The sequence below is a fragment of the Streptomyces sp. SX-6 genome (assembly GCF_059089585.1).
This window is the reverse complement of record NZ_JBTHHU010000014.1, coordinates 34,423-58,719: the sequence shown is the minus strand read 5'-3', so window position 1 is coordinate 58,719 and position 24,297 is coordinate 34,423. Positions and strand designations below refer to the sequence as shown.

22 protein-coding genes are annotated in these 24,297 nt (G+C 70.1%); 15 read left to right on the top strand and 7 right to left on the bottom strand.

The genetic code is table 11. The features are described from left to right. Nucleotides 1-3 precede the first annotated feature (3 nt). Both ACV530_RS18825 and ACV530_RS18820 read left to right on the top strand, forming a co-directional pair. Nucleotides 4-1,296 (top strand): UDP-N-acetylglucosamine 1-carboxyvinyltransferase, encoded by a 1,293-nt coding sequence (locus ACV530_RS18825; RefSeq protein ID WP_494333683.1) that lies wholly within the window; start codon nt 4-6, stop codon nt 1,294-1,296. Beyond that, nucleotides 1,297-2,325, top strand: coding sequence for a serine hydrolase domain-containing protein (locus ACV530_RS18820; protein WP_494333682.1), 1,029 nt, complete (start codon nt 1,297-1,299; stop codon nt 2,323-2,325). A gap of 124 nt (nt 2,326-2,449) precedes the next feature. Here ACV530_RS18820 and ACV530_RS18815 read toward each other — a convergent pair whose 3' ends face one another. Continuing rightward, nucleotides 2,450-2,944, bottom strand: coding sequence for an SgcJ/EcaC family oxidoreductase (locus ACV530_RS18815; RefSeq protein ID WP_494333681.1), 495 nt, complete (start codon nt 2,942-2,944; stop codon nt 2,450-2,452). Nucleotides 2,945-3,097: 153 nt separating this feature from the next. Here ACV530_RS18815 and ACV530_RS18810 point away from each other — a divergent pair, with 153 nt between their 5' ends. The 4 genes from ACV530_RS18810 to ACV530_RS18795 are packed head-to-tail and all read left to right on the top strand — an operon-like array spanning nt 3,098 to nt 6,296. Next, nucleotides 3,098-4,042: an ATP-binding cassette domain-containing protein gene (locus ACV530_RS18810; RefSeq protein WP_494333680.1), complete on the top strand. Its 945-nt coding sequence runs from the start codon at nt 3,098-3,100 to the stop codon at nt 4,040-4,042. Next, complete coding sequence (locus tag ACV530_RS18805) at nt 4,039-4,833, top strand: ABC transporter permease (protein ID WP_494333679.1); 795 nt, start codon at nt 4,039-4,041, stop codon at nt 4,831-4,833. Before ACV530_RS18810 ends, ACV530_RS18805 begins: the two co-directional genes overlap by 4 nt. A gap of 40 nt (nt 4,834-4,873) precedes the next feature. After that, nucleotides 4,874-5,647: a MerR family transcriptional regulator gene (locus tag ACV530_RS18800; RefSeq protein WP_494333797.1), complete on the top strand. Its 774-nt coding sequence runs from the start codon at nt 4,874-4,876 to the stop codon at nt 5,645-5,647. 40 nt (nt 5,648-5,687) lie between these two features. Continuing rightward, nucleotides 5,688-6,296, top strand: coding sequence for a DUF1707 SHOCT-like domain-containing protein (locus ACV530_RS18795; RefSeq protein WP_494333678.1), 609 nt, complete (start codon nt 5,688-5,690; stop codon nt 6,294-6,296). 9 nt (nt 6,297-6,305) lie between these two features. Here the strand turns inward: ACV530_RS18795 and ACV530_RS18790 are convergent, their stop codons facing one another. From ACV530_RS18790 to ACV530_RS18780, 3 genes are all read right to left on the bottom strand, one after another. Then, nucleotides 6,306-7,199: a hypothetical protein gene (locus ACV530_RS18790; RefSeq protein WP_494333677.1), complete on the bottom strand. Its 894-nt coding sequence runs from the start codon at nt 7,197-7,199 to the stop codon at nt 6,306-6,308. Between the two features lie 147 nt (nt 7,200-7,346). Further along, nucleotides 7,347-8,552 carry an MFS transporter gene (locus tag ACV530_RS18785; RefSeq protein ID WP_494333676.1) on the bottom strand — a complete coding sequence of 402 codons (1,206 nt, stop codon included), beginning with the start codon at nt 8,550-8,552 and terminating at the stop codon, nt 7,347-7,349. Beyond that, nucleotides 8,549-9,175: a helix-turn-helix domain-containing protein gene (locus ACV530_RS18780; RefSeq protein ID WP_494333675.1), complete on the bottom strand. Its 627-nt coding sequence runs from the start codon at nt 9,173-9,175 to the stop codon at nt 8,549-8,551. The genes ACV530_RS18785 and ACV530_RS18780 overlap by 4 nt, the downstream gene beginning before the upstream one ends. A 110-nt stretch (nt 9,176-9,285) precedes the next feature. Here ACV530_RS18780 and ACV530_RS18775 point away from each other — a divergent pair, with 110 nt between their 5' ends. Then, a complete protein-coding gene (locus ACV530_RS18775; RefSeq protein WP_494333674.1) occupies nt 9,286-9,858 on the top strand; it encodes a nucleosidase in 573 nt (190 codons plus the stop codon). Between the two features lie 9 nt (nt 9,859-9,867). Here ACV530_RS18775 and ACV530_RS18770 read toward each other — a convergent pair whose 3' ends face one another. Further along, complete coding sequence (locus ACV530_RS18770) at nt 9,868-11,022, bottom strand: alpha/beta hydrolase (RefSeq protein ID WP_494333673.1); 1,155 nt, start codon at nt 11,020-11,022, stop codon at nt 9,868-9,870. Between the two features lie 212 nt (nt 11,023-11,234). Between ACV530_RS18770 and ACV530_RS18765 the strand changes: the two genes are divergently transcribed. The 3 genes from ACV530_RS18765 to ACV530_RS18755 all read left to right on the top strand — a co-directional run bounded on the left by ACV530_RS18765 (nt 11,235) and on the right by ACV530_RS18755 (nt 16,950). After that, a complete protein-coding gene (locus ACV530_RS18765) occupies nt 11,235-13,985 on the top strand; it encodes a bifunctional YncE family protein/alkaline phosphatase family protein (RefSeq protein ID WP_494333672.1) in 2,751 nt (916 codons plus the stop codon). Nucleotides 13,986-14,005: 20 nt separating this feature from the next. Further along, nucleotides 14,006-14,563: a GNAT family N-acetyltransferase gene (locus tag ACV530_RS18760; protein ID WP_494333671.1), complete on the top strand. Its 558-nt coding sequence runs from the start codon at nt 14,006-14,008 to the stop codon at nt 14,561-14,563. Nucleotides 14,564-14,775: 212 nt separating this feature from the next. Continuing rightward, the gene (locus ACV530_RS18755; protein WP_494333670.1) at nt 14,776-16,950 is read left to right on the top strand and encodes a PIG-L family deacetylase; all 2,175 of its coding nucleotides are present in this window, start codon (nt 14,776-14,778) and stop codon (nt 16,948-16,950) included. 21 nt (nt 16,951-16,971) lie between these two features. Here the strand turns inward: ACV530_RS18755 and ACV530_RS18750 are convergent, their stop codons facing one another. Next, nucleotides 16,972-17,736 (bottom strand): thioesterase II family protein, encoded by a 765-nt coding sequence (locus ACV530_RS18750; protein ID WP_494333669.1) that lies wholly within the window; start codon nt 17,734-17,736, stop codon nt 16,972-16,974. Nucleotides 17,737-17,762: 26 nt separating this feature from the next. Next, nucleotides 17,763-19,412 carry a GMC oxidoreductase gene (locus tag ACV530_RS18745; protein WP_494333668.1) on the bottom strand — a complete coding sequence of 550 codons (1,650 nt, stop codon included), beginning with the start codon at nt 19,410-19,412 and terminating at the stop codon, nt 17,763-17,765. A gap of 126 nt (nt 19,413-19,538) precedes the next feature. On the opposite strand from ACV530_RS18745, the gene ACV530_RS18740 reads away from it, so the two are divergent. The 5 genes from ACV530_RS18740 to ACV530_RS18720 all read left to right on the top strand — a co-directional run bounded on the left by ACV530_RS18740 (nt 19,539) and on the right by ACV530_RS18720 (nt 24,280). Further along, complete coding sequence (locus tag ACV530_RS18740; protein WP_494333667.1) at nt 19,539-20,585, top strand: chitinase; 1,047 nt, start codon at nt 19,539-19,541, stop codon at nt 20,583-20,585. A 77-nt stretch (nt 20,586-20,662) separates the two neighbouring features. Then, nucleotides 20,663-22,282, top strand: a complete 1,620-nt coding sequence (locus ACV530_RS18735; protein WP_494333666.1) for a purple acid phosphatase family protein — start codon at nt 20,663-20,665, stop codon at nt 22,280-22,282. 97 nt (nt 22,283-22,379) lie between these two features. Then, the gene (locus ACV530_RS18730; RefSeq protein ID WP_494333665.1) at nt 22,380-22,616 is read left to right on the top strand and encodes a chaplin; all 237 of its coding nucleotides are present in this window, start codon (nt 22,380-22,382) and stop codon (nt 22,614-22,616) included. Nucleotides 22,617-22,700: 84 nt separating this feature from the next. Then, nucleotides 22,701-23,729: a sulfotransferase gene (locus ACV530_RS18725; protein WP_494333664.1), complete on the top strand. Its 1,029-nt coding sequence runs from the start codon at nt 22,701-22,703 to the stop codon at nt 23,727-23,729. 98 nt (nt 23,730-23,827) lie between these two features. Then, complete coding sequence (locus ACV530_RS18720) at nt 23,828-24,280, top strand: pyridoxamine 5'-phosphate oxidase family protein (RefSeq protein WP_494333663.1); 453 nt, start codon at nt 23,828-23,830, stop codon at nt 24,278-24,280. Nucleotides 24,281-24,297 lie beyond the last annotated feature (17 nt).

Genomic DNA, 24,297 nt, shown 5'->3' with positions numbered 1-24,297 from the left:
ACCGTGGCCTACGACATCCCCTCGGGCGGGCTCGTCAAGGTCACCGGCGGACGGGCGTTGAAGGGCCGTTACCGGGTGCAGGGCAGTAAGAACATTGCTCTGCACCTATACGCGGCGGCCTTCCTCGCCGAGGCTCCGGTGGCGCTGGAACAGGCACCGGACATCGTCGACACCGGTGTGTGTGCCAGCATCCTCCGGAACGTTGGCGCCTCGGTCACGTTTGACGGACACCGGTTCTCCGTAACCCCTGCCGACACGCTGCACCCCGCGATCCGGCCGGACCTCGGCAAGCGAGTACGCACAACCGCCGTCCTGGCTGCTGCCGTGCTCGCCCGCACCGGAGAAGTCACCTTCCCGTACCCCGGCGGCGACGCGTTTTGCCCTCGGTTGATCGACCGGCACTTGGCGGCCATGCGGGCCGCCGGTGCACAGGTCATCACCACTGGAGCCGGTGTGCGGGTCGTGGCCGGCCCGCGCGGGTTGCGCGCGTTCACCGTGGACGTGGGCACCCGCTACGGTCCGAGCCTGGGGGCAACGGCGACCGCGCTGCTGCTGGCTGCCCGTACATCGGGCACCTCATTGATCACCAGTCCGAGCGTCGAGCCCGAAGTAACCGAGACCTGCCGGTTTCTCGGCGAACGGGGCGTGGAAGTCGGCTGGGACGCCGATGGGTTGCATGTGACGGGCAGCGACCGGATCGGCGGCGGCACCTTCCAGGTGGCCGGGGACCGCATCGAGGCCGCGACTGTCGCCATGGCAGCGACCGTGACCGGCGGCAGCGTCACTCTGGACGGCATCACGTACGCCGGTCTCCCCGACGGGCTGATCGCGGTCCTCGCCCATGCGGGCATCGCTCTCACTGCCGCTGGCGACACCGTTCACGCACAGCCCGCCGGAGCGCTCTCTGGCATACGGACAGCGACCGGCCCGCACCCCGCTCTCCCCACCGACACCGCTCCACAGTTGGCCGCGGTGCTCACGCAGGCGGTCGGTCCCTCGGTGATCGACGAGCGCGTCTATCCGCGACGGGACACCCACGTGCCACCCCTGCGGGCCTTCGGCGCGGACATCACCTCAACCGGGTCCGTGATCCGTCTGCACGGCCCCAGCAGGCTCCATGCGTCGGAAGTGGAAGCGGCTGACATCCGGGCGGTGACAGCACTGCTGATTGCCGCCCTGGCGGCCGACGGCACCTCTACCATCCGGGGCCTGCACCACTTCCGGCGCGGCTACGGGCACTTGCTCACTCGACTGGCCACGCTGGGCGCCGAGATCACCACGTCATCGGAGAAGTAGATGCCCGCACCTTTCAGCACCGACGACAGCAACCGCCTCAACGAGACGCTCCGGGAGATCGTCAACGATGGCGGCACGCCCGGCGGTGTCGTCATCACCGGCACCATCGACGGCGATCAACAGGTCATGACGGCCGGCACCATCGCCCCGGAGTGCGGCCCCCAACCACCCACCGCCCGCACCCTGTACGACATCGCCTCACTGACCAAGGTCATTGCCACTTGGCCGCTTGTCGGCCGGGCCGTGCGGGATGGCTTGATCGACCTGGACGCGCCTGTACGCGACATCCTCCCGGCGATGAACGGCGAAGTACCCAGCGGGGAGGCCACCGTACGCCAACTGCTCGCCCACACCTCGGGCCTGCGGGCCTCCACCCGCCTGGACCACTACCGCGGCGCCGAAATCCCCCTGCACGAAGCAATGTGCCGAGAGCCGCTCGAGGACAACCCCGGCCAACACCGGTACATCAACAGGGGCTACATCCTCCTCGGCCTCGCCCTCGCCCACATCAACGATCGGCCGCTCGACGAACTCGCCGCCCGGATGTGGGGTTCGCTGGGCATGGCGGCGACGGCCTACGGCCCGGTCACCCGCACCCCACAGGTCGCGCCCACCGAACGACGATTCCCCGGCGCGCCGAGGATCTGGGGCGCTGCGCACGACGACAACGCCGCCCTGCTCGGCGGAGTGGCCGGTCACGCCGGCGTGTTCTCCACACCGCACGACCTCGCCACCTACGCCCGCCAACTCCTGACCAGCGACGCGAACAGCCCGCTCGGTGATTGGTGGCGCGCCAGCACCGTGCCCCAGTCAGGCATCGAGCCAGGACTCGACAGGGGTCTGTCCTGGATCCTCGCCCATGGCGGGACCGTGGCCTATCACCACGGCTTCACCGGCACCAGCCTCTATCTCGCCCCGGCCACCGGCCGTTACGTGGTCGTCTGCACGAACGCCGTCTACCACGGCCCGGCCCGCACCCGGATCGCGCCACTACGGACCCTCGCACTCAAGACGATCTCGTCCACCTGAACAAGGAGGCACCCCCGTGGGTGAGCTGCTGGCGGACACCACCCTGCGCCTCAGCGGGCCGGCTCGCCGATGGCTCACCCATGTGCACCGTCGCCGTGACCACATCTCACACATTTCCTGGTACTCACCCCGCAGGCACCGCCGAGGAATGGTGGTTGAGGATGAGCCATCTGCCTCCGCGCCGCTCGTAGACGAACGTGTAGCGGGCGTCGACTTTGGACTTGCTGCCGTCCTTGTTGGTCAGCGTGAACTCGTACAAGCCGGTGTCGACGGCTTCGTTACGGCTCAGGATCTTGATGCGACGCTGCTGGATGCGGCCAACCGGCTTGCTCTCCAGGAAGTGCTTGAAGTAGTCGACCCTTGCAGCCCGCGTGGTGCGGATCTCCGAGGAGACGGTCGGCAGTAGTACGGCGTCGCAGGCGTAGAGGTCTGCGACACGGTTCGCATCGCCGGTGGCCAGAGCCGCGTTCCAGCGGTTGAACAGGGCCTTGACCAGAGCCCTGGAGGCGGCAGCATGACGACCGTGGGCTTCGGCGGCTTGCGCCGTGCCGGCGACGGTTCCGGTGAACAGAACGGCGACAGTGGCAACAGCTACCCCGGCGGAGTGCGTACGCCTCATGGAAAACCTCCTGCGGTGACGGCAACAGGCACAGTCTCGCCCGGGGCAGATGGTTCGGCATGTCGAAGGCCCTAGGCGGCTGAGGACGAGGGTGCATATGGGCGACACCGCCGGTTGACCCTGACGCAGGGGCAACCTCGCAGCATGGTCGGCATGACGACAAGAACCAGTGCGATCGAGGTCGCCGGGCTGCGCAAGTCGTACGGCGACCAAGAGGTGGTCGCCGGAGTCGACCTGGCCGTCCCCACGGGCACCGTCTACGCCCTGCTCGGGCCCAACGGGGCAGGCAAGACCACCACGGTCCGGATCCTGTCCACGTTGCTGCCGGCGGACGCCGGTGAGGTTCGGGTCGCCGGGTATGACGTGCGCCGTGAGGCCGACCGGGTGCGTGCGTCGATCGGGGTCACCGGGCAGTTCTCCGCCGTGGACGAGTTGCTGACCGGGCGGGAGAATCTGCGGCTGATGGCCGACCTGGGCCATCTCGGCCGGAGCCGTGCGGAGACCGTGGTCGAGCAGCTGCTGGAGCGGTTCGGCCTGGTCGATGCTGCCGACCGGCGCGCGGCGACGTATTCCGGCGGTATGAAGCGGCGGCTGGACCTGGCGATGACCCTGGTGGCCGGACCACGGCTGATCTTTCTCGACGAGCCGACCACCGGTCTCGACCCGCGCAGCCGCCGTGAGCTGTGGGGGATCGTGCGGGAGCTGGTGGCCGACGGGGTCACGGTCTTCCTCACCACCCAGTACCTCGAGGAAGCCGACCAACTCGCCGACCGGATCGGTGTGCTCGACGGGGGCCGGCTGGTCGCCGAGGGCACCGCGGCCGAGCTGAAGCGGCTGGTCCCCGGCGGTCACATCGAGCTCCGGTCCCCTGACAGCGAGCGAGTGGCCGAGCTGGCACGCCGGTTGCCCGGAGCGAGCCCGAACGCCGAGGCGCTCAGCGTGACTTTGCCGCACGACGGCAGCCTTCCCGCGCTGCGGCGGCTGCTGGACGAGATCGACGACGACACGGTCACCGGGCTCGCCGTGCACACCCCGGACCTGGATGACGTGTTCCTGGCCCTCACCGGCCACCCCACCACCGAGGAGGTGTCGGCATGAGCATCGCGACGTACGTCGTGCGCGACTCGGCGACCATGCTGCGTCGCAACCTGAAGCACATGGCCCGGTACCCGTCGATGACAGTGATGCTGGTCGGTCAACCGCTGCTGTTCCTGCTGCTGTTCGTCTACGTCTTCGGCGGCACCATGGGCGCCGGTCTGCCAGGAGCCGGGGCCGGGGATCGCGGCGACTACCTGACGTTCATCACCCCCGGAATCCTGATGATGACGGTGGCGAGTGTGTCCATCGGCACCGCGGTCCTGGTCGCGACCGACATGGCCAACGGGATCATCAACCGGTTCCGGACCATGGCCATCGCCAAGAGTTCGGTGCTCACCGGCCACGTGCTCGGCGCGATGGTCCAGACCGCGCTCGCGCTCGTGGTGGTCTTCGGGGTGGCGTTGCTGCTCGGTCTGAGGTCCGCCGCCTCGGCGGTGCAGTGGCTGGGCCTGGTCGGTCTGCTCGCGCTGCTGTCGTTCGCGATGACCTGGTTCACCGTGGCGCTGGGGCTGGCCAGCCCGGACCCGGAGACCGCGAGCAACCTGCCGATGATCTTCGTGCTGCTGCCCTTCGTGGGCAGCGGGTTCGTGCCGGTCGAGTCGATGCCGGCCGGGCTGCGGTGGTTCGCCGGGCACCAGCCGTTCACGCCGGTCATGGACGCCTTCCGCGGTCTGCTGGCCGGATCGCCGCATGGTTCGGACGTGCTGGGGGCTGTTGGCTGGTGTGCGGTGATCGGACTGGCCGGCTACCTCTGGTCGCGGCACCTCTACCGGACCCGCGCCGCGAACTGAGCCGCGAACTGAGCCGCGAATCAAGGAGACTGATCCCATGCTGCTGACCATCGGCGAGCTGGCCTCGTACGCCGGGGTGACGGTGCGCGCGGTGCGGCACTATCACGCCAAGGGGCTGCTGCCGGAGCCGGAGCGGGACCACTCCGGCTATCGGAGGTACGACGCCGGCGCCGTGGTCGCGCTGATCAGGATCCGGACCCTCGCCGGGGCCGGAGTCCCGCTGGCGCGCGTGCAGGAGCTGCTGCACGCGGACGAGGAGGAGTTCGCCGCGGCGGTCGCCGACATCGACAAGCGGCTGCGGGCGGAGATCCGGGAGCGGCAGCGGCACCGCGAACGGATCGCTCGCCTCGCCTCCGGGGACAGCCTGGCGCTGCCCCCGGAGGTGGTCGAGTTCCTCGACCGGCTGCGGGAGTTCGGGGTGGACGAGCGGATCGTCGAGGTCGAACGTGACGGATGGATCCCGCTGGCCGCACATTCACCCGGGCGAGTCCCGGAATGGATGGCGCGTAAACGGGAGCAGCTCGCCGACCCGCATCTCATCGACTTCTATCTCGGCCTGGGCCGGGCACTCGACTGGACCGACGACGACCCGCGGCTGGTCGAACTGGCCGACAGGCTGGCCGCCTACATCACGGAGATGGCCGACGAGCGGGGCGAGGACTACATCGACGATGCCGACATCGAGCCGTCGTTCGTCAAGATGCTGGACACACTGGCCTTCGAGGCCGTGCCGCCGGCCCGTCGGTTGATCGAGCTGCTGAAAAAGCGCGGCTGGACCGGCTGGACCAAACTCGAGCGCCTGGACCCGGTATGAGGCGCAACCGACAGGCACTCGACGGACGTACGCTCGGACCATGGACATTTCACAGCCCTCCGAATCCACCCCCGCACTCCGCGCCTCCGATGCCGACCGCGAGCGGACCGCGGCCGTACTGCAAGCCGCCACCGCCGATGGCCGGGTCTCCGCCGACGAGCTGGATGAGCGCCTGGAGTTGGTGTACAGCGCCAAGTCCAAGGCCGAACTGGAATCCATAGTGAGGGACCTGCAGCCGGTCTCCTGGACGAGCAGCACGCCGACCTCGACCAAGGATGCCGGCATCGTCAGCAGTTTCGTCCGCACGGGGCGCTGGTTGGTGGGGGACAAGTACCGCGGTACCGCGTTCGCCGGCTCCGGGGTGATCGATCTCCGGGAGGCACGGTTCACCGGTCCGGAGACGACCATTCACGTCAACTCGTGGGTCAGCTCCATCTATGTCGTCGTTCCCGAAGACGTCGAGGTCCATGTCTCGGGCACAGGAATCGTGGGTGGATTCGAGCAGGACCGGGAAAGCACGGGCCAGGCAGTGCACCGAGTCAATGTCACTGGCACCGCGATCTGCGGCAGTGTCCATGTCGTCCACCAACTGCCTCCGGCCGAGGAACGCCGTCTCCAGAAGCGCAAGCAGAAGAGCATCGGGAAGTGATCCGCGCCCTCATCGGCGGAGCGCCGTGCGGACGGCCGTGATCCCGCGCTGAGTTGCGGTGACCGCGCCGGGGATGTCCTGTCCGAGGCGGCATTCGCGGCAGTGGGTGACGTCTTCGGTCGCGGGCCGGATCATGCGGCCGCAGTCCCCGGCGCAGGACCGGAGTTGCCGGGGTGGCGGTGCGGTGGTCGTCGCGATCTGGCGGGCGGTGGGGAGGTCGGGCATTTTGCGGGTGAGGCGGTTGCGGATGAGGGCGGCGGGGCACTGGATGGGCTGAGGCAGGCCCTGGGTCAGGGCGTTGCGTACGTCGTCGAAGGTGGCGCCGCGCAGGAGCCATTCGCCCGCGAGCGGGGCGAGGTCCTGGATGTCGCGCCCGGTGAGCCGCAGCTGCCGCTCGGCGTGGGAGACGGAGGCCAGGACGTACGCTCCGCGCTCAACCAGCGGTGCGGGCAGGCTGGTTGGCGGCGGGGAGGGCTGGGAGGGCGGGAGGTGAGTGTTCTCCCCAGTGTTTTGTTGGGAACGGCCGACGGCCCGACCCGTCGGTTGACCGATCGCCGGTTTTGGGTCCGTCGGTCGGAAGCCGTCACGGATCGCGGCGGCCTCCCTGGCCTCGAGGGGCACGTTGGAGACCAGTTGGGTGGTCACCCACCGGCCGCCTACTCCCTGCCGCCGCCACTCGTGCACGTACCCCTCGTCCTTCAGCTGATTCTTCGCCCGTTGGAAAGCCGCCTTCTTCATGTCCACGCGGCATGCCGCCTCCCACAGCGACAGACCCGAGGGGTCGGCGAGGGAGAGCACCAACAGCAGCAGGCGTACAGCATCCGAACCGAGGCGCGGATTGCGGATGATGTCATTCGGAACCTGAGTGAAACGGCCCTCGAGGGCGCTAGCATGCTTGAGCACGGTTTGGGAGTCCTCTAGCTCTCCTGGCGGTGTAGACCCTCGGGTGCTGCTGGTTACAGCGTTCGAGGGTCGCTCCGTGTTCGGGCGGAGCAACCGGGTTGCCGCGACCGTATGCCAATCCCCCTCCCCCACCCGCCACTTGACCGCTTACGACCGAACCTGCTCCATCCCGCGCCACTCCGGGCGCAACCCAGCCACTCCGACCGTCAGAACGTGCGCCGTACCGGTCACCAACAGCGCCGGTACGAGCCCCGCCGCCGCGATCAGGCCGCCCGCGAGCAGGCCGCCGAGCGGGATGCCCGACCAGGCGAGTGCGCCGCCCAGGGCCCGGACCCGGCCGAGGAGTTCGCGGGGGACGCGCTCGTACGAAATCGCGCCGAGGATCGGGTTGAGGAAGCCCCCGCCGAAGCCGGATATCGCGAAGACCAGCGTCACCCCCCACAGCGGGGCGCCGAGGGCCAGGACCAGGAACAACGGGGCGCCGTCGAGCAGGTAGCCCGCGAAGAACACCAGTCGGCGGCGCAGCCGGTGGGCGATCGCGGCGGCGATGAGGCTTCCGCAGACAGCTGTGATGCCGAATACGCTGCGGGTCAGGCCGATCGCGCCGGGGCCGTGCCCGGACTGCTGTGCCCAGACGGGCAGGAGGACTTGCGAGAAAGCGGTGTTGAGCATGTTGGTGATGCCGACGACCACGGAGATGGTCAGCAGCAGCGGTTCGCCTCGCAGGAAGGCGAAGCCTTCGCGCATGCGCTGCCCATAACGCTCGCTGCTCCCCTTCGTACGCCGTCCCATGCCGCGTGGCAGCGAGAAGGCGATGATGGCCGAACCCATGGCGAAGCAGCCCGCGTTGACGAGCAGCGCCGTCAGCGGCCCGACGACGGCGATCAGCGCGCCGCCGACAGCGGGGCCGACCGTGGTGGCGAGCTGGTCGATCACGCCGGTGAATCCCGTGGCGCGTTCGAGGCGTACCCCGCCGCGGTCGGCCGCTTCCGGGACTATGACGTCCTTGGCCAGGTCGCCGGGGCCGCGTACGGAACCGATCAGGGCGACCAGCAGTGGCAGCATCCAGAAGTGGAGCAGCCCCAGGGCGTGGAGCAGCGGTACGAGGGCGGCCGCGGTCGCGCTCAGGGCGTCGGCGCTCCAGGAGACGACCCGTGGTCCGAAGCGGTCGATGAGCGGGCCGACGAGGGCCTTGACGATCACATAGGGAGCCATCTCGCAGAAGGCGATCAGCCCGGTGCGTCCGGCGCTTCCGGTGGTGACGAGGACGAACCACGGCAGGGCGATGGCCGATACGCGGGTGCCGGTCTGTGCCACGGAGGTGGCGGCCAGGACGCCGACGAGCGCCTTCACGGCTGGTGCACCTCGTCGTCGTGCACGTCCGGCTCGGGCAGGAAGTGGGTGACGACGAGGACCCGCTCGGTGCCGTCGGAAGCGGGCTCTCCCGCGTCGCTCCGGTAGCGGGCGAGCACGGAGCTCAGCTCGTCCTTGAGGCGGGCGGTCTCCTGCGGGGTGAGCCGCAGCCGCCAGTCGCCCAGGCCGAGGACGTGCCGCCACTCCTGGGTCATGAACGGCATCTGGTTGAGGGCGAGTTGGGTGCGCAGGGCGTGGAGGGTTGCTATGGAGCTGTAGTACGCGGCGGTGGCCTCGGGTTCCTGCTCCATCAGCTCCTTGTCGGTGAACCAGGTCGCCTGGTGCGCCGCCTTCCACCAGCGTTCGCGGGCGTTGCCGCGCTCGGCGTCCTCCTTGACGAACCCGGCCGCGGCGAGCTGTCGCAGGTGGTAGCTGGTCACGCCGGAGCCGACGCCCATGCGCTCGGCGAGCCGGGTGGCGGTGGACGGCCCGTGCGTACGCAGCAGCCCGACCAGCTGGACGCGGACGGGGTGCGCGAGGGCACGCAGGCCCTTGGCGTCCAGGATGACGTCGGCGTCGGGATCGGGCTTCAACGGGCCGCTGTCGGGCCGGAGTTCGGTCATGGCGGCACTCTAGATTGCCAAGACTTCTTCGCAAAGAGGTTTTCGCGAAGAAGTCTTGGCGGATGGGCTTGCCTTGATCAACTCTTCGAATACGCCGTAACGTGCACCCAATGGATCTCATAGGAGAAATCACCCCCGATCGCCCCCTTCTCGTCCTCGCGGTGAAGGAGGAAGCCGCCCACCTCGACGGGAACCTCCCCGTGCTGCTCACGGGGATAGGCAAGGTCAATGCGGCAACCGCGCTGGCGACCGTCCTCGGCCGGGGGCAGGCTCCCTCCTCGATCGTCAACCTGGGCACGGCGGGTGCGCTGCGTCCGGGCCTGATCGGGACGCACGAGGTGGCGACCGTGATCCAGCACGACCTGGACTCCGAGGTGCTGCGCACGCTGACGGGCGAGACGTACGGCGCTCCCCTGGAACTCGCGGCCGACGGGCCCACGTTGGCCACCGGCGATGCCTTCGTCTCGGGGACGGCCGAGCGCGAACGGCTCGCGGCCCGGGCCGATCTGGTGGACATGGAGGGGTACGCGCTGGCCACGGTGGCCCGGCGCGCGGGGGTGCCGATACGGCTGATCAAGAACGTCAGCGACGAGGCCGATGAAGCCGCCGCCCGTCTGTGGCGCGATGCGGTCGACGACTGCGCGAAGGTGCTGGCGGGCTGGGTCCGGGACAACCTCGGCTGACAAGCGAAGTCACCGCACCGAGCCGTACTCCCCCAGGGCTATCTCCGCGAAGTTGCGCAGCGACTCCGTGCCGGGGGCGAAGTAGCCGGTGTGGCCGTGCGCGCCCGCCGAGGAGACGACGCGGGCGCCGAAGTCCTCGGAGGTCGGGTCGGTGCCGTGACCCAGGCCGAAGAGGCGGACGTTGGGGACGTCGCCGATCCAGTCCCCGTCGTCGCGGCGCGCCGCCCAGACGCGGGCGCCGGTGCGCAGATCGGCGGCGGAGTCGGCCCGTACGCCCGGGCTGCCGAGCACGACGAGGTCGGTGGCCTCGGTGCGGTCGATCTCCGGCGCGGCCAGGCCGCAGACGACCGAGCCGTAGCTGTGGCAGAAGACGGCGGGCGGGGTGGTGCCGGTGGCGGCCAGCCCGGCGAGGAAACCGTCGAGGCGTGTGGCGCCGGCCTTCGCCAGCCGGCCGGTGGCGGCGTCGATGCCGACGCCGACGGGCGTGGTGTACCCGGCCCAGGCGATCACGGCGGTGGGGGTGCCGGGCGACCGGCGGGCCATCTCGGCGCGCAGGGACTTCGCCATGCCGGCCGGGGTGCCGTACTGGTCGTGCTCGCGGTCGAAGGAGGCGAGGTCGATGTCGGAACCGGGGACGATCACGGCTGTGCGCTCGGCGGTCGCCCAGTTGCCGTGGACCTCGGCGAGCTGGCCACGGCCTCGCGGGTCGAAGGCGAGGATCTGGCGGCCCGGTTCGAGCAGCCGGGCGTAGCGGTCGGCGCGTTCGCGTGCCGTGTCCCGTTCGTACTCCGGGAGCGTGCGGTCCGCCGCGCGGTCGCGCTCCTTGGCGCGCTCGGCGGCGATCGCGAGCCTGTTGGCCTCGTACCGCAGTGCCATGGGCGCGCCGTTCAGGTTGCCGACGACCATGGGGTGGCGGGCGGCCAGTTCGTGCTGCCGCACCGTGGTGAGGGAGCCGAAGAAGCGGGCGACGTCGGCCGGGGCGGTGGTCGCCGGGTCGGGCAGGGTGCGGTGGAGGGAGTGGTCCGCGCGCCAGGCGGCGGTGCCGGCCGGCGGGCCGGTGACGGGCTCCTGCCGGTTGGCCGTGGCCCAGCCCGCCGTGCCCGCGATGACGGTCGTCGTCAGTGCGGCGGCGACCAGCGTGCGCTTGAAGCGGTGGCGGTGCATGGATGGTTCTCCCTCGTCCTGTGCGGTGGCGAGGGAAACGTAGGAAGGGGGTACGGGGCCGGGCGTCGGACCACGGGGCCAACCGTGGAGTGATACCGCAGTAGGGGGTGGATCATGGTGCGGCCGCCTGGGCGAAGCTTTGCCCGCTGTCCACTTCGCCGTCGTGCACCGGACCTATCGGCATGCTCATGCCAGTCGTACCGTCTTCCGCCATGAGACAGCTGCGCAGACACAGAGGCATCGCCGTCGCGGCGCTCGCCATGGCCGCCGCGCTCACCTCCACCGCCGCCGTCGGGGCCGCCGGCCCGCACGGGGGCTTCGGCAAGGACAAGGTCGACGGGACCGAGACCGCGAAGGGCATCCTGCTCCCGTCCAACCAGCGGATCAGCCCGTTCGGCACCCGCCACCGCATCGACAGCGGACGGCTGCTGTCCAGCGCGCTCAGCCCGGACGGCACCCGGGTCGCCGCCCTGACCTGGAAGAGCTTCACCGGATTCCTGACCGTCTTCGACGCCCGCTCGGGCAAGGTGATCCAGCAGGTCGGCACCGGCACGGGCAAGGACCCTCGGATCGGCGACGGGTCGGCGGGCACGGACGGACCGGTGTACTCCCCCGACGGCAAGAGCCTGTGGTTCCCGCAGGCCGGCGATCTGGTGCGGTTCGCCGTCGGACGGAACGGCAAGGTCTCGGGGCCGCGCGTCGTCAAGCTCAGCGGACCCCACGGCAGTGCGCTGCCCGGCGGCATGGCGCTCTCGCCCGACGGCTCACGGCTGTACGTCGCGCTCAACGGCAGCAACACGCTCGGGGTCGTCGACACCGAGGCCGCCCGGCTCGTCCAGGAGATCAAGGTCGGCAACGCTCCCCGCCAGGTCGTGGTCGCCGGCGGCCGGGCGTACGTGAGCAACGAGGGCGGACGCCCGGCCGGGCCGCAGGACTTCACCAATCTGTCCGACGGCACACCGCTGGTCGCCGACCGTACGACCGGGGCCGCGAGCACCGGCACCGTGTCCGTCGTCGACCTCGCCGCCGGGAAGGAGACCGGCACGGTGAAGGTGGGGCTCCAGCCCACCGCCCTTCATCTGCACGGCGATTCCCTGCTCGTGGCCAACAGCAACGCCGACTCCGTCTCCGTCATCGACATCCGCAGGCAGCGCGTCACCCAGACGTTCAACACCAACCCGCTTCCCGGCTCGAAGACCGGCAGCCACCCGAACGCGATCACCATGCCGGACCCGGAGCACATCCTGGTGTCGCTCGGCCGCGACAACGCCCTCGCCCAGTACCGCTGGTCCGGGCCGCGCACGCCCGTGCACTACGAGGGGCTGATCCCCACCGACTGGTACCCGGTGAACGTCCAGTACGACGCGCGGCTGCGCAAGGTCGTCGTCACCAACGCCAGGGGCATCGGCTCGAGGGGCCCGGTCTCCACCGTCCACGACGGGCCGGACACCAAACCCGCGACAGGGCACAACACCTACAACGACACCGGCACCCTCACCGTGTTCGCCCGCCCCTCCACGTCGCAGCTCGGCAGGCTCACGCACCGCGTGTTCGTCAACAACGACTGGGAGAAGCTGCTCGGGCGCGGCAACCTCGCCGACCCGCTGGCCCGGCCGGTGCCCGTCCCGGCGCACCTCGGGGAGCGCTCCCCGATCGAGCACGTCTTCCTGGTCGTCAAGGAGAACCGGACCTACGACCAGGTGCACGGCGACATGGGCAAGGGCGACAGCGACCCGGGGCTCGCCCAGTTCGGCAGGGACATCACCCCCAACCAGCACGCGCTGTCCGAGCGGTTCGGCCTGTTCGACAACTTCTACGACGAGGGAACGCTGTCCGCGGACGGCCACAACTGGCTGACCCAGGCCGACGCCAACGACTACATAGAGAAGGAGTTCGGCGCCTTCTACCGCAGCTACCCCTCGCAGGGCGCCGACGCGCTCGCCTACCAGCGCACCGGCTTCCTGTGGGACGCGGCCCGGCGGGCGGGACGCACCGCCGAGAACTACGGCGAGTACGTCAACCTCCAGCTGCCGCCCAAGGGAGAGCCCAGCTGGTCGGACTGGTACAAGGCGTCCCGCATCCTGGAGGGCAAGGAGAGCGGTGAGCTGCCGGTGCCGACGGGCAAGTACCCGAGCACGTCCGACATCCCCTCCCTGACGGCGATCAACCAGCCGGACTTCCCGACCTTCGACACGGACATCCCGGACCAATACCGCATCGATGTCTGGCTCCAGCACTTCCGGAAGGCGGAAAAGACCGGCAAACTGCCCAATTTGACGCTGATGACGCTGCCCCAGGACCACACGGCCGGCACCAGCGGCAAGGACCCCTACCCGACGGCGATGGTGGCCGACAACGACCTGGCGGTCGGACGGCTGGTCGACGCGCTCTCGCACAGCAGGTTCTGGAAGTCGTCCGCGGTCTTCGTCCTGGAGGACGACTCGCAGGACGGCGTCGACCACGTCGACGGACACCGGGCGCCGCTGTGGATCGCGAGCCCGTACGCACGGCACGGGGCCGTGGTGAGCACCTACTACTCGCAGCTCAACGTGGTGCGCACCATCGAGCAGATCCTCGGCATCCAGCCGATGAACCAGCTCGACCGGGCCGCGGAGCCGATGTTCGACGCCTTCACGGACCGCCCCGACACCCGCCCGTTCACCGCGCTGCCCAATCAAGTGCCGCTGGACCGCGGGCTGAAGAAGAACCCCTCCGCCGCCCCGCCCGGAAACCTGCGCGTGCCGAACGGCATGGAGCGGCTGGCCGGACAGTGGGAGCAGTGGAGCGCCCGACAGTCGACCGGCGGCACCGAGCCCGAACTCGACCGGGTCAATCCGGCGCAAATGAACCGGATTGCCTGGTATGAGGCGACGGGCTGGCGCCGTCCGTACCCGGGCGACTCCCGGATCCTGGGTCCGGAGGAGGTCCCGGGCAAGGACAAGCCCGCGCAAGAGCTGGACTGACACCGTTTTATGGTGGGGGCATGCCAACCAAGCACCTCACCATCACCACTGATGTCGTCCTGCGCCCGGTGGTCACGGACGACGCGGCGGCCCTCGCCCGGGCCTATACCGCGAACCGTGACCACCTGAGCCCCTGGGAGCCCCGCCGGAACGAGGCGTTCTACACGGAGGAGGGCCAGGCCGCCCGCCTGGCCGAGCTGGAACAGTCGCGCCGCGCCGGGCGCGTGATGCCCTGGGTGCTGGACGCGGGAGGCGAGATCGCCGGCGTCGTCAACCTCAACAACATCGTGCGGGGCGCGTTCCACAGCACCAACCTCGGCTACTGGGTCGCCGCCCCGTACACCGGCCGGGGCCTGGCGTCCGCCGCGGTGGAGGCGGCCTGCCAGGCCGCCGGCGACGTGCTCGGGCTGCACCGGATCGAGGCCGGAACCGTGCTCGCCAACGCGGCCTCGCAGCGGGTGCTGGCCAAGTGCGGCTTCGAGCGCATCGGCATCGCCCGGAACTACCTGCACATCAACGGCGAGTGGCGTGACCACGTCCTTTTCCAGCGAATCCTCCACGACCGGCAGCCCGGGTGACGGTTCACAGGCCCTTCGTCCGATGTTTGCGTGATCGCTTCGGAATCTATGCCTCGCCGACGTCTGGCTGTTACACGACAGTCGGAAAACAGCGGACCCCGAGTCGTAGGATCGTACCGATTCGGTGACGGGGCGATTGTTGAACTTCGCCCCTTTTCTTACCAGTTGTTTGCACTACCGCGCTCTCCGGCGCAGGAAAAAGGGGGACACCTGTGCCCGAGCGGATATCGCGGCGTCGGATGCTCCAGCTCACCGGCGGTGGGCTGGTGGTGGGGTCGGCCGCGGTGGGCGCTTGGCAGTGGCTCTCGCCCGACGCGGCGCCGCAGCACCGGCACGGGGAGTTCCCCGCGAGCCCCGCGAAGGCCGTGACGTCCGAGTCGTTCGTGCACGTCATAGCGCACCCGGACGACGCGCTGTACTTCATGAACCCGGAGCTCGAGCAGTCCGTCCGCAGCGGCGCCCCGACCGTCACGGTCTGTCTCACCGGCGGTGAGTCCGACGGGCGCAACGCGCTCTACCAGACGCCCGGTTACGGGAAGCTGCCGGAGCGCCGTCCGCAGTTCGTCCGCGCCAGAATCAACGGCCTCCGCGAGGCGACCGCCCAGATGGCCACCGGCAACTGGCTCAGCCCCTGGAAGGTGGAGACCACCACGCTGCTGCACGGCTTCCACGCCGAGCTGCACACGCTGCGGGCCGCCCCCCAGATACAGCTGATCTTCATGGAGCTGGTGGAGGCGCGGTACCTCAAGGTGCCGCGGGTCGAGAGCCTGCGCGGGCTGTGGGTCGGCGCCACCAGGACGCTGCCGACGCTCGTCCCGACGGACAGCCCCGTCGACCGCGTCTTCCACTACGAGCGCCAGCAGGTGATCGACTCCCTCGTCGCGGTGCTGGAGCGCTACCGGCCGACCGTCGTGCGCACCCTGGACCCCAACCCGACCCACCGGGCACAGCAGGAGCGCTACCCGAACGTGCCCCCGGTGCTGGAGGGCCTGCTGCACTACGACCACCAGGACCACACGACCGCCGCCCACTTCACGCAGGCGGCACTGGCCGAGTACTGGGGACGCAAGCGCTCCCGTCCGACGGCCGTGGAGAGCTACGTCGGCTACGAGGTCTCCCTCCTGCCGACCAACCTCGACGCGGGAACCACCTCGCACAAGATCAAGATCCTCGACACCTACGGCTGGGCGGACGGCAAGGACTGCGGCGACCCCTCGGGCTGCGGCGACCGCAAGGTCGGCAAGCGCTCGAAGGACGTGCGCTGGTCCGACAACTGCCGCCACCGCGCGACGGGCACCCAGCGCTGGGTGCAGCCCCTCCCCGACGGCCGGCTCGCCGCCTTCGCCCTGCTGGACGGTGCCGTGCAGTGCTGGACGGAGACCAGGGCGGGCAGCGGCGCCTGGTCCGGGCCGGCGCATGCCGGCGGCTCGATGCTGGAGGGCCAGGTGCAGGTGCTGCGCCACGCCGACGGCTCGCTGCAGCTGTTCTCCATGCGCACCGTGCTGCCGACGCCCGGCTCGCCGCACCGGCGGGAGATCGTCACCACCCGGCAGACGGGCCCGACGGGGCGCGGCAGGACCCCGGAGTTCCCCGCCTGGGAGTCCCTCGGCTCTCCCGAGGACGACCCGGAGCGGTCGATGGAGGTGGGCTATCCCGTCGCCGCCCTGGACAAGAAGGGCACGGTCCATGTCTTCGCGCGCGACTGGGCGGGTGGCGTGATGTTCCGTACGGGCGACGGCGGGCGCAACTGGGCGGACTGGGACCACCTGCCCGTGGACGGGGAGCCGGTGCGGATCCAGGACGGGCTCGACGCCGAGGTGGACGAGCGGGGCCGGATGCACGTGGTCGCCGCCGACACCAAGACGGTCCTGCACTGGATGTCCGACAATCCGGGAGAACCGCCGCGCATGGCCGACCCGACCCGGCTGCCGACCAGCGCGGGCGAGCTGAGCCTCGTCCCGCTGTCCGGCGGCGGGATGCGCCTGGCCACCCGCGCGCCCGGCACCGCCCGGTCCCAGGTGCAGATCGCCGACTGGCAGCCGGACAAGGAGCGCTGGCAGAAGACGGCCGAGCTGCCGGCCGTCGGCGGCTACGGCCGGGTGGCGCTCCTCCAGGACGGCCGCACCGTCGTCGTCGCGGGCCGCGACGACAAGGGCGAGGCCCGGCTGTCCGTGGGCTCCGGACGCCCGGGCCCGTGGCGGGGGCAGGGCGCCCCGTACCGGGGCACGCCCGGCATCGTGCGGGACGCGCAGGGCCGTACGGCCGTGGTCGTCCTGGGCATGGACGGCCGGCTCAGCAGCACACGCGGCCGCGGCGCGAGCGCGTCGGCCTTCGCCAGCTGGCTCTCGCACGAGGGGCAGGACAACAGCGACGTCCAGTCGTCGTAGCCCGCCCCCCGTGCGGGCGGGCTAGGCTCCGCGCGCCGCCTCGAGCCGGCCGGCTATCTCCGCGTTGATCTCCGCCTGGTGGTGCGCCAGGTAGAAGTGGCCGCCGGTGAAGACCTTGAGGTCGAACGGCCCCGTCGTGTGGCCGGCCCACGCCTTGGCCTCGTCGATCGTGACGCGGGGGTCGGCGTCACCGGTCAGGGCGACGAGGGGGCACTGCAGCGGTTCGCCGGGTTCGTACGCATAGGTCTCGATGGCCCGGTAGTCGGAGCGGATGGCCGGGAGGATCATGCGCAGGATCTCCTCGTCGCCGAGGAGTTGGGAGTCGGTGCCCTGCAGCTTCTGCATTTCGGCGACGATGCCGGCGTCGTCGCGCAGGTGCACGCTCTCACTGCGCTGCACCGACGGCGCCCGGCGCCCGGAGGCGAAGAGCGTGGTCGCGACGATGCCCTTCTCGCGCTCGAAGCGCCGGGCGACCTCGAAGGCCAGCACCGAGCCCATGCTGTGCCCGAAGAAGGCCAACGGCCGGTCCGCCCACGGGAGCAGGGCCGCGAACACCCGGTCGGCGAGCTCCGGAATGGACTCGATGCGGGGCTCGGCGAGACGGTCCTGACGGCCCGGGTACTGCACGGCCAGGACGTCGGCGAAGGACGGCATCGCCTTCGCCACCGGGAAGAAGAAGCTCGCCGAACCACCGGCGTGCGGCAGGCAGACCAGCCGGACATCACTGTCCGGGCGCGGCTCGTACCTGCGGATCCACAGGCCGTTGTCGGCGGTGTTGCTGCTCACGTGACTGTTGTTCCTTCCAGGGTGTGTCAACGGCCCCGTCCGCCGGGAGCGATGTCCTGTGCGATGACACGCTCGATGTTCCGCTCGGCCAGGGCCGTGATGGTGACGAACGGGTTGACGCCGATCGAACCGGGAATCAGCGCACCGTCGTTGACGTAGAGATTACGGCAGCCGCGCACGCGCCCGTAGTCGTCGGTGGCCCTGCCGAGCACGCAGCCGCCGAGCGGGTGGTAGCAGAAGTCGTCGGCGAACGCCTTGGGTTTGCTGCCGAACAGGTCGTACCGGTACGCCGTGAGGTTGGCCCGGTTGATCCGCCCGAAGAGCGAGCGCGCGGCCTCGACCGCCGGCCGGTTCTGGTCGCGGGTCCAGTCCAGGCGCATCCGGTCCGTTTTCTTGTCGTAGACGAACGTGCCTCGTTCGGGGTTCTTGGTGATGGCCAGATAGAGGCTGACCCAGGTCTCCAGGCCGGCGGGCAGCGGGGCGACCTCGGCGAAGACCGGAGTATCCAAGTTGTCCCAGTCGTCGATGCCGAGCGCGGGGATCGACGACTGGTGTGCTCCCGTGGGGTTCCAGAGGTGGTTGGCCCGGGCGGTCATGACGTTGCCGTTCGGTCCCCAGCCCGTACCGATCTCGGGGCCGAGGCCGGGCAGCGTCCCCGTCTCACGGGCGCGCAGCAGGAGTTCGGTCGAGCCCAGGCTGCCCGCGGCCAGGACGAGGTGACGGCAGGCGATCTCCTTGCGGGCCAGCCGCCTGCCGTGGGCGTCCGTCCGGTCGACCGTGAGCACATAGCCGCCGCCGGGGCGACCGCTCACGGCCCTGACGTGGTGCAGGGATGCGATGGTGACCCGGCCGGTGCCTAGGGCGGCGGCCAGATAGGTGTGATCCAGGCTCCGTTTGCCGTGGTTGTTGCCGTAGATGACCTCCGTGGCCAGCGCAGACCTGGGAACCTCTCCGGCCGCCTCACGCTGCATATAGCCGAAGTCATAGACATTCGGCACGAATACCGTACGGAGCCCTGCCCTGGCCGCCTGCCCACGCGCCACCCGGGCATACCTGTACCACTCGGTGCTCTCGAACCAGTCCCGCGGGATGCCGTTCACCCCGAGCATCGTCGTCGCCCGCGGGAAATAACGGCCGTACATCTCCCGGGAGTCGACCAGCGGGAGCACCTCCTCGAAGTACACGCGTCTGGGCACCACGGCCATGCCTCCGTTGACCAGTGAGCCTCCGCCGACTCCCCGCCCCACGTACACGGCCATCTCATCGAAGTTCACCCGGTCCAGCACCCCGGCGTAGCGCTCGATGTTCCGGTTGACCACATCGAGCCAGAGGAACGTGGACAGCGGGGCCTGCGTACGGGAGCTGAACCACCAGGCGCGCCGGTCGGGGGCGGTCATCCTGCAGAAGATCCGGCCGTCCGGCCCGGGCCGGTTCCACAGTTGGCCCATCTCGAGCATCAGCGTCTCGATGCCCGCCTCGCCGAGTCGCAGGGCACTGACGGCCGCACCGTATCCGGTGCCGACCACCACCGCCGGTACGAACGCGCCGTCGCGGACCCTGGCATCCGCCCGGGCCTGCGGAGCCGCGCAGATCGTGGTCGCTCCGGTGAGCACCGCCGCCCCCAGGGCGGCCGCGCCGAGGAGACGACGACGTGAAAGGTACCGATATGCCGTCATGGTGCACCTGACCTCTCCGAGCCGATGGCGGTCGGGCGCCATGGAAGCAGAGACGGCGTCAACCGGCCCGCACCATGGCCGGTTTCTCGCCTTGGTTAAACCGTCAAGGAGACAGAGAATCCGCGCATGCGCGCCCTCAGACCGACCCTGATCGCCGTCGTCCTGGCCTGCGTCGTGCAACTGCTGGTGGCCGCGGCCCCGAGCACGGCGGAGGACGACCCGTGCGCGGTCCGGCCGAGACCCACGGGCCCCGTCCTGCAGGGCTATTGGGAGAACTGGGACGGAGCGGCCAACGGCGTCCACCCGCCGTTCGGCTGGACCCCGGTCACCGACCCCCGTATCCGTGACCACGGCTACACGGTGCTCAACGCCGCGTTCCCCGTGATCCGTTCGGACGGCACGGTGCTGTGGGAGGACGGGATGGACGCGACGGTGAAGGTCGCGACGCCCGCCGAGATGTGCGAGGCGAAGAAGTCCGGTCTCACCGTCCTGATGTCCATCGGCGGCGCGACCTCCGGCATCGACCTCGGCTCCGAGGCCGTCGCCGACCGGGTCGTCGAGACGCTGGTGCCGATCCTCAAGGCGTACCACTTCGACGGCATCGACATCGACATCGAGACCGGCCTCACGGGCAGCGGCGACATCAACCGGCTGTCGCCCTCGCAGGCCAACCTCATCCGCGTCATCGACGGCGTACTCGACCGGATGCCACCGGAGTTCGGCCTCACCATGGCCCCCGAGGCGGCCTATGTCACCGGGGGAAGCGTCACCTACGGCTCGATCTGGGGCGCGTACCTGCCCATCGTGAAGAAGTACGCCGACAACGGCCGCCTCTGGTGGCTGAACATGCAGTACTACAACGGCAACATGTACGGCTGCTCCGGCGACTCGTACTCCGCCGGCACGGTGGAAGGGTTCACGGCCCAGACGGACTGCCTCAACACCGGGCTCGTCGTGCAGGGCACCACCATCAGGGTGCCCTACGACAAGCAGGTCCCCGGCCTCCCCGCACAACCGGGCGCCGGGGGCGGCTATATGACGCCGGACCTTGTGGCGCAGGCGTGGAACACGTACGGCGGCGGCTTGAAGGGACTGATGACCTGGTCGGTCAACTGGGACGGGTCGAGGGCGTGGACGTTCGGGGACAACGTCAAGGCACTCCAGCATCGTTGAAATGACCTGGTCAAGATCACCATTGATCACCTAGGGTCGGCTGAATCATCAACCCCCCACGTCACCAAGGGTGTTTCATGGCGATCACGCGCAGATCCGTCCTCAAGGGCTCGACGGCGGCGGCGGCCATCCCGGTGGTCGGCACCACCGCCGGGGAGGCCGCCGCGGCAGCACCGCTGCTGCAGAGCAGGCCGCACCGGCTGGGGGCACCCGGCGTCCTGGGCGTCCACCTGCAGTTCGGCACGGACCCGTCGAGCGAGATGACCGTCTCCTGGATCACCCCGCAGTCGGTGCGGCGCCCGCAGGTGCGGCTGGGCTCGCCCGAGGGCGGGCACGGCGGGCGGGTCGTCGACGCCGAGACCCGGACCTACCGCGACGGCCTGTCGAAGGAGGAGGTGTACGTCCACCACGCCCGGATCACCGGCCTGCGCCCGGCGACCGCCTACCTCTATACGGCCGGGCACGACGGCGCGACCCCGGAGACCGGTTCGTTCACCACGGCCCCGCACGGCCGGAGCGCCTTCACCTTCACCAGCTTCGGCGACCAGGCAACGCCCAACCTGCGGCGGGTCGTTCACCTGCCGGACGGCGTCCCCTCCCCCGTCAACCGCTACCCGCTGCACACCAGCAGCCAGGTGGGCTCGCCCGCCTCGGCCGACATCGTGTCCGCCGTCGAGCGGGTCGCCCCGCTGTTCAACCTGGTCAACGGCGACCTGTGCTACGCGGCGATCGCCGGCGCGTGGGGCACGAGCCGGGTGGCGACCTGGGCGGACTGGTTCATCGGCAACAGCCGCTCCACCCGGCTGCGCCCCTGGATGCCGTGCGCGGGCAACCACGAGAACGAGAAGGGCAACGGCCCCATCGGCGCCGCCGGTTACCAGACCTACTTCGCGCTGCCGCAGCCGTCCGCCTCCTCGGACGAGGAGACCCGGGGCATGTGGTACGCGTTCACGGTCGGCGCGGTCCGCTTCATCAGCCTCGCCAACGACGACGTGGCGATCCAGGACGGCGGGGACACCTATATCAGCGGCTACTCGGACGGCGCCCAGCAGCGCTGGCTGGAGCGGGAGTTGAAGGCCGCGCGGGGGAACCGGGACATCGACTGGATCGTGGTGTGCATGCACCAGCCGATGATCTCCAGCCACAAGAGCGCGGGCAGCGACCTGGGGGTGCGCGCCGCCTGGGGCCCGCTGTTCGACGCGTACGGCGTCGACCTGGTGGTCAGCGGCCACGAGCACCACTACGAGCGGTCGCACCCCGTGCGCGGCACCCTCCCCAACGAGGCCCGCACCCCGATCCCGGTCTCGACCCGGACCGACCTGATCGACACCGACAAGGGCACGGTCCACATGGTCATCGGCGCCGGAGGGAACATCGCCACCTCCCAGGACGACCTCTTCGACACCCCGCACGCCCGGGTCCTGGTCCGCCTGAGCGACGAGAAGACGTCGTCCGGTCACAAGGAGCCCGTGTGGATATCCGAGGACGCGCCCTGGGCCGCCGTGCAGGACCGCGAGCACACCCACGGATTCGCCGCGTTCGACGTCGACCCCGGTGACCGCCGCGGCGGCCGGACCCGGATGCGGGTCACCTACTACACCTTCGACGGGCCGCACGGCGACCTGACCCCGGTCGACGTCTTCACCCTGGAACGCTCCCGCTCGGACGCCCGGCAGCGGGGAGGTCAGCGGGCCTGAAGGGATGAAAGTTGCGCGTCCGTCCGGGCGATGAGCGTTATTCAGATTATCTAACTGGTGAAAACCTCCGTGATCCCTACAGCACTGGAGGAACACCATGCGCGCACGTACCGTCATCGCCTCGATCGGCCTGGTAGCCGCCGCCCTGCTCGCCTGCGCGGGCCCCGCCGCCGCCGGCGACGAGGCCGAAGGATGCTCCTCCCGCTCCCCCGGCGCATTCTCCGGCGACGTGCTCCAGGTCCCGCTCAACGTTCCGGTCAACGCCACCGGCAACGCCGGTGACATCCTCGGAGCCAACAACCCCTCGATGGGCAACGCGAGTTTCAACCACTGACCCCGGCTGACCCCGGCACGGATCGGCCGGGATGTCATCACTGCGCCGATGACGTCCCGGCCGGATCCGGCTATCGTGCGGTCGGTGCCCACACTGACCTTCGTCGTCGGTACAGGGCGGAGCGGGTCGACCGCTCTGTCCCGGATCGTCCGCGCCCATCCCGATGTACTCAGCCTCAATGAGCTGCTCGCATCCGTGGGATCGGACGGGTTTCCCGAACACCCGCTCTCCGGGCCGGAGTTCTGGAGGCTGCTGGCCGACCCCAACCCGGTCTTCGACACCATGATCCGCTCGGGCATCCCTCTCCCCGAGTTCCTCTATACGCGAGCTCCCGGACGGTACTCAGCCGAAACCGCCGGCATCCCCGCCGTCCTGCTCATGGTCCTGCCGCACCTCTCCGACACCCCGGACACGCTGTTCGACGACCTCGCCGACGACGTCCGGGAATGGCCGCACCGCCCTGCGGCCGAGCACTACCGGGCACTGTTCGGCGCCCTGTGCGCACGGTTCGGCCGTACCGCCGTCGTCGAGCGCTCCGGCTACTCCACCGCGTGGACACCCCGACTGCGGGCGACGTTCCCGGAGGCACGGTTCGTCCACCTGGTCCGGTCCGGGCCCGACTGCGCCCTCTCCATGAGCAAGCACTCCGGCTACCGGACCATCTTCCTGCTGCGCGAGATCCTCAGCCGGTCCGGCGTGGACCACTTCGCCGACCTCACGGAGGAACACGTCCGGGCCCTCCCCGCCGATCTGGCTCCCCTGCTCGGCGAGCGCTTCGACCCGGCCCTGGTGTGGGATCGTCCCATTCCGCTCACCGCGTTCGGCGACCTGTGGTCACGCCTGGTCGCCGAAGCGGTGGCCCATCTGGACGCCGTGCCCGCGCCGTCGCGCACCACGCTGGCCTACGAGGACGTACTGGACGAGCCGGACCGGGAACTCGAACGCCTCGCCGCGTTCATCGGGGTGGAACCGCGCGCGGAGTGGCTCGCCACGGGACGCGCGATGCTCGACGGCAGCCGCCGCGGCGCGTCCCTCCGGCTGCCGGACGACGAGCTCGCAGCACTGCGCCGGAGCTGCGCCGCGGGAGAGGCCGCCCTCGCGAGGCGCGCATGATCGTTTTCGGACAATCGCCCGCGGCGGTGATTGAACAAGGTGCGTGAGGGCAGTGCTTGTGAGGCCGTTGAAGGATCTTCACAAGTGAGGTGCGTGCAATGGACATTGGCATGTCCGTCGAGGACCGGGAGAAGTTTCTCTCCGGTTTGCATGTGGGGGTTCTGGGAGTTGACGACCCGCGGGGCGGGAGCGCTCCGCTGCTCGTCCCGGTCTGGTACGACTACCGCCCCGGCGGAGAAGTGATCGTCCAGACCGGGCGGAATTCGGTGAAGGGCCGCCTCGTTCGCGACGCCGGGCGGTTCAGCCTGTGCGTGCAGGACGAAACGGCACCGTACCGGTATGTGAGCGTGGAAGGCCCGGTGGTGGCCGTCGAGGACCCGGTGCCCCCGGCCGACCGGGATGCCCTGGCGCACCGGTACCTGGACGCGGAGACGGCGCCGGCCTATCTGGAGACCAATAGCCACCAGCTGACCGAGGACGTTCTGCTGCGCATGAAGCCGCAGCGGTGGCGTACCGCCGATTTCTCTGCATTCGCGGCGGAGTTCAGCTGATTCACGGCCGGACAGCC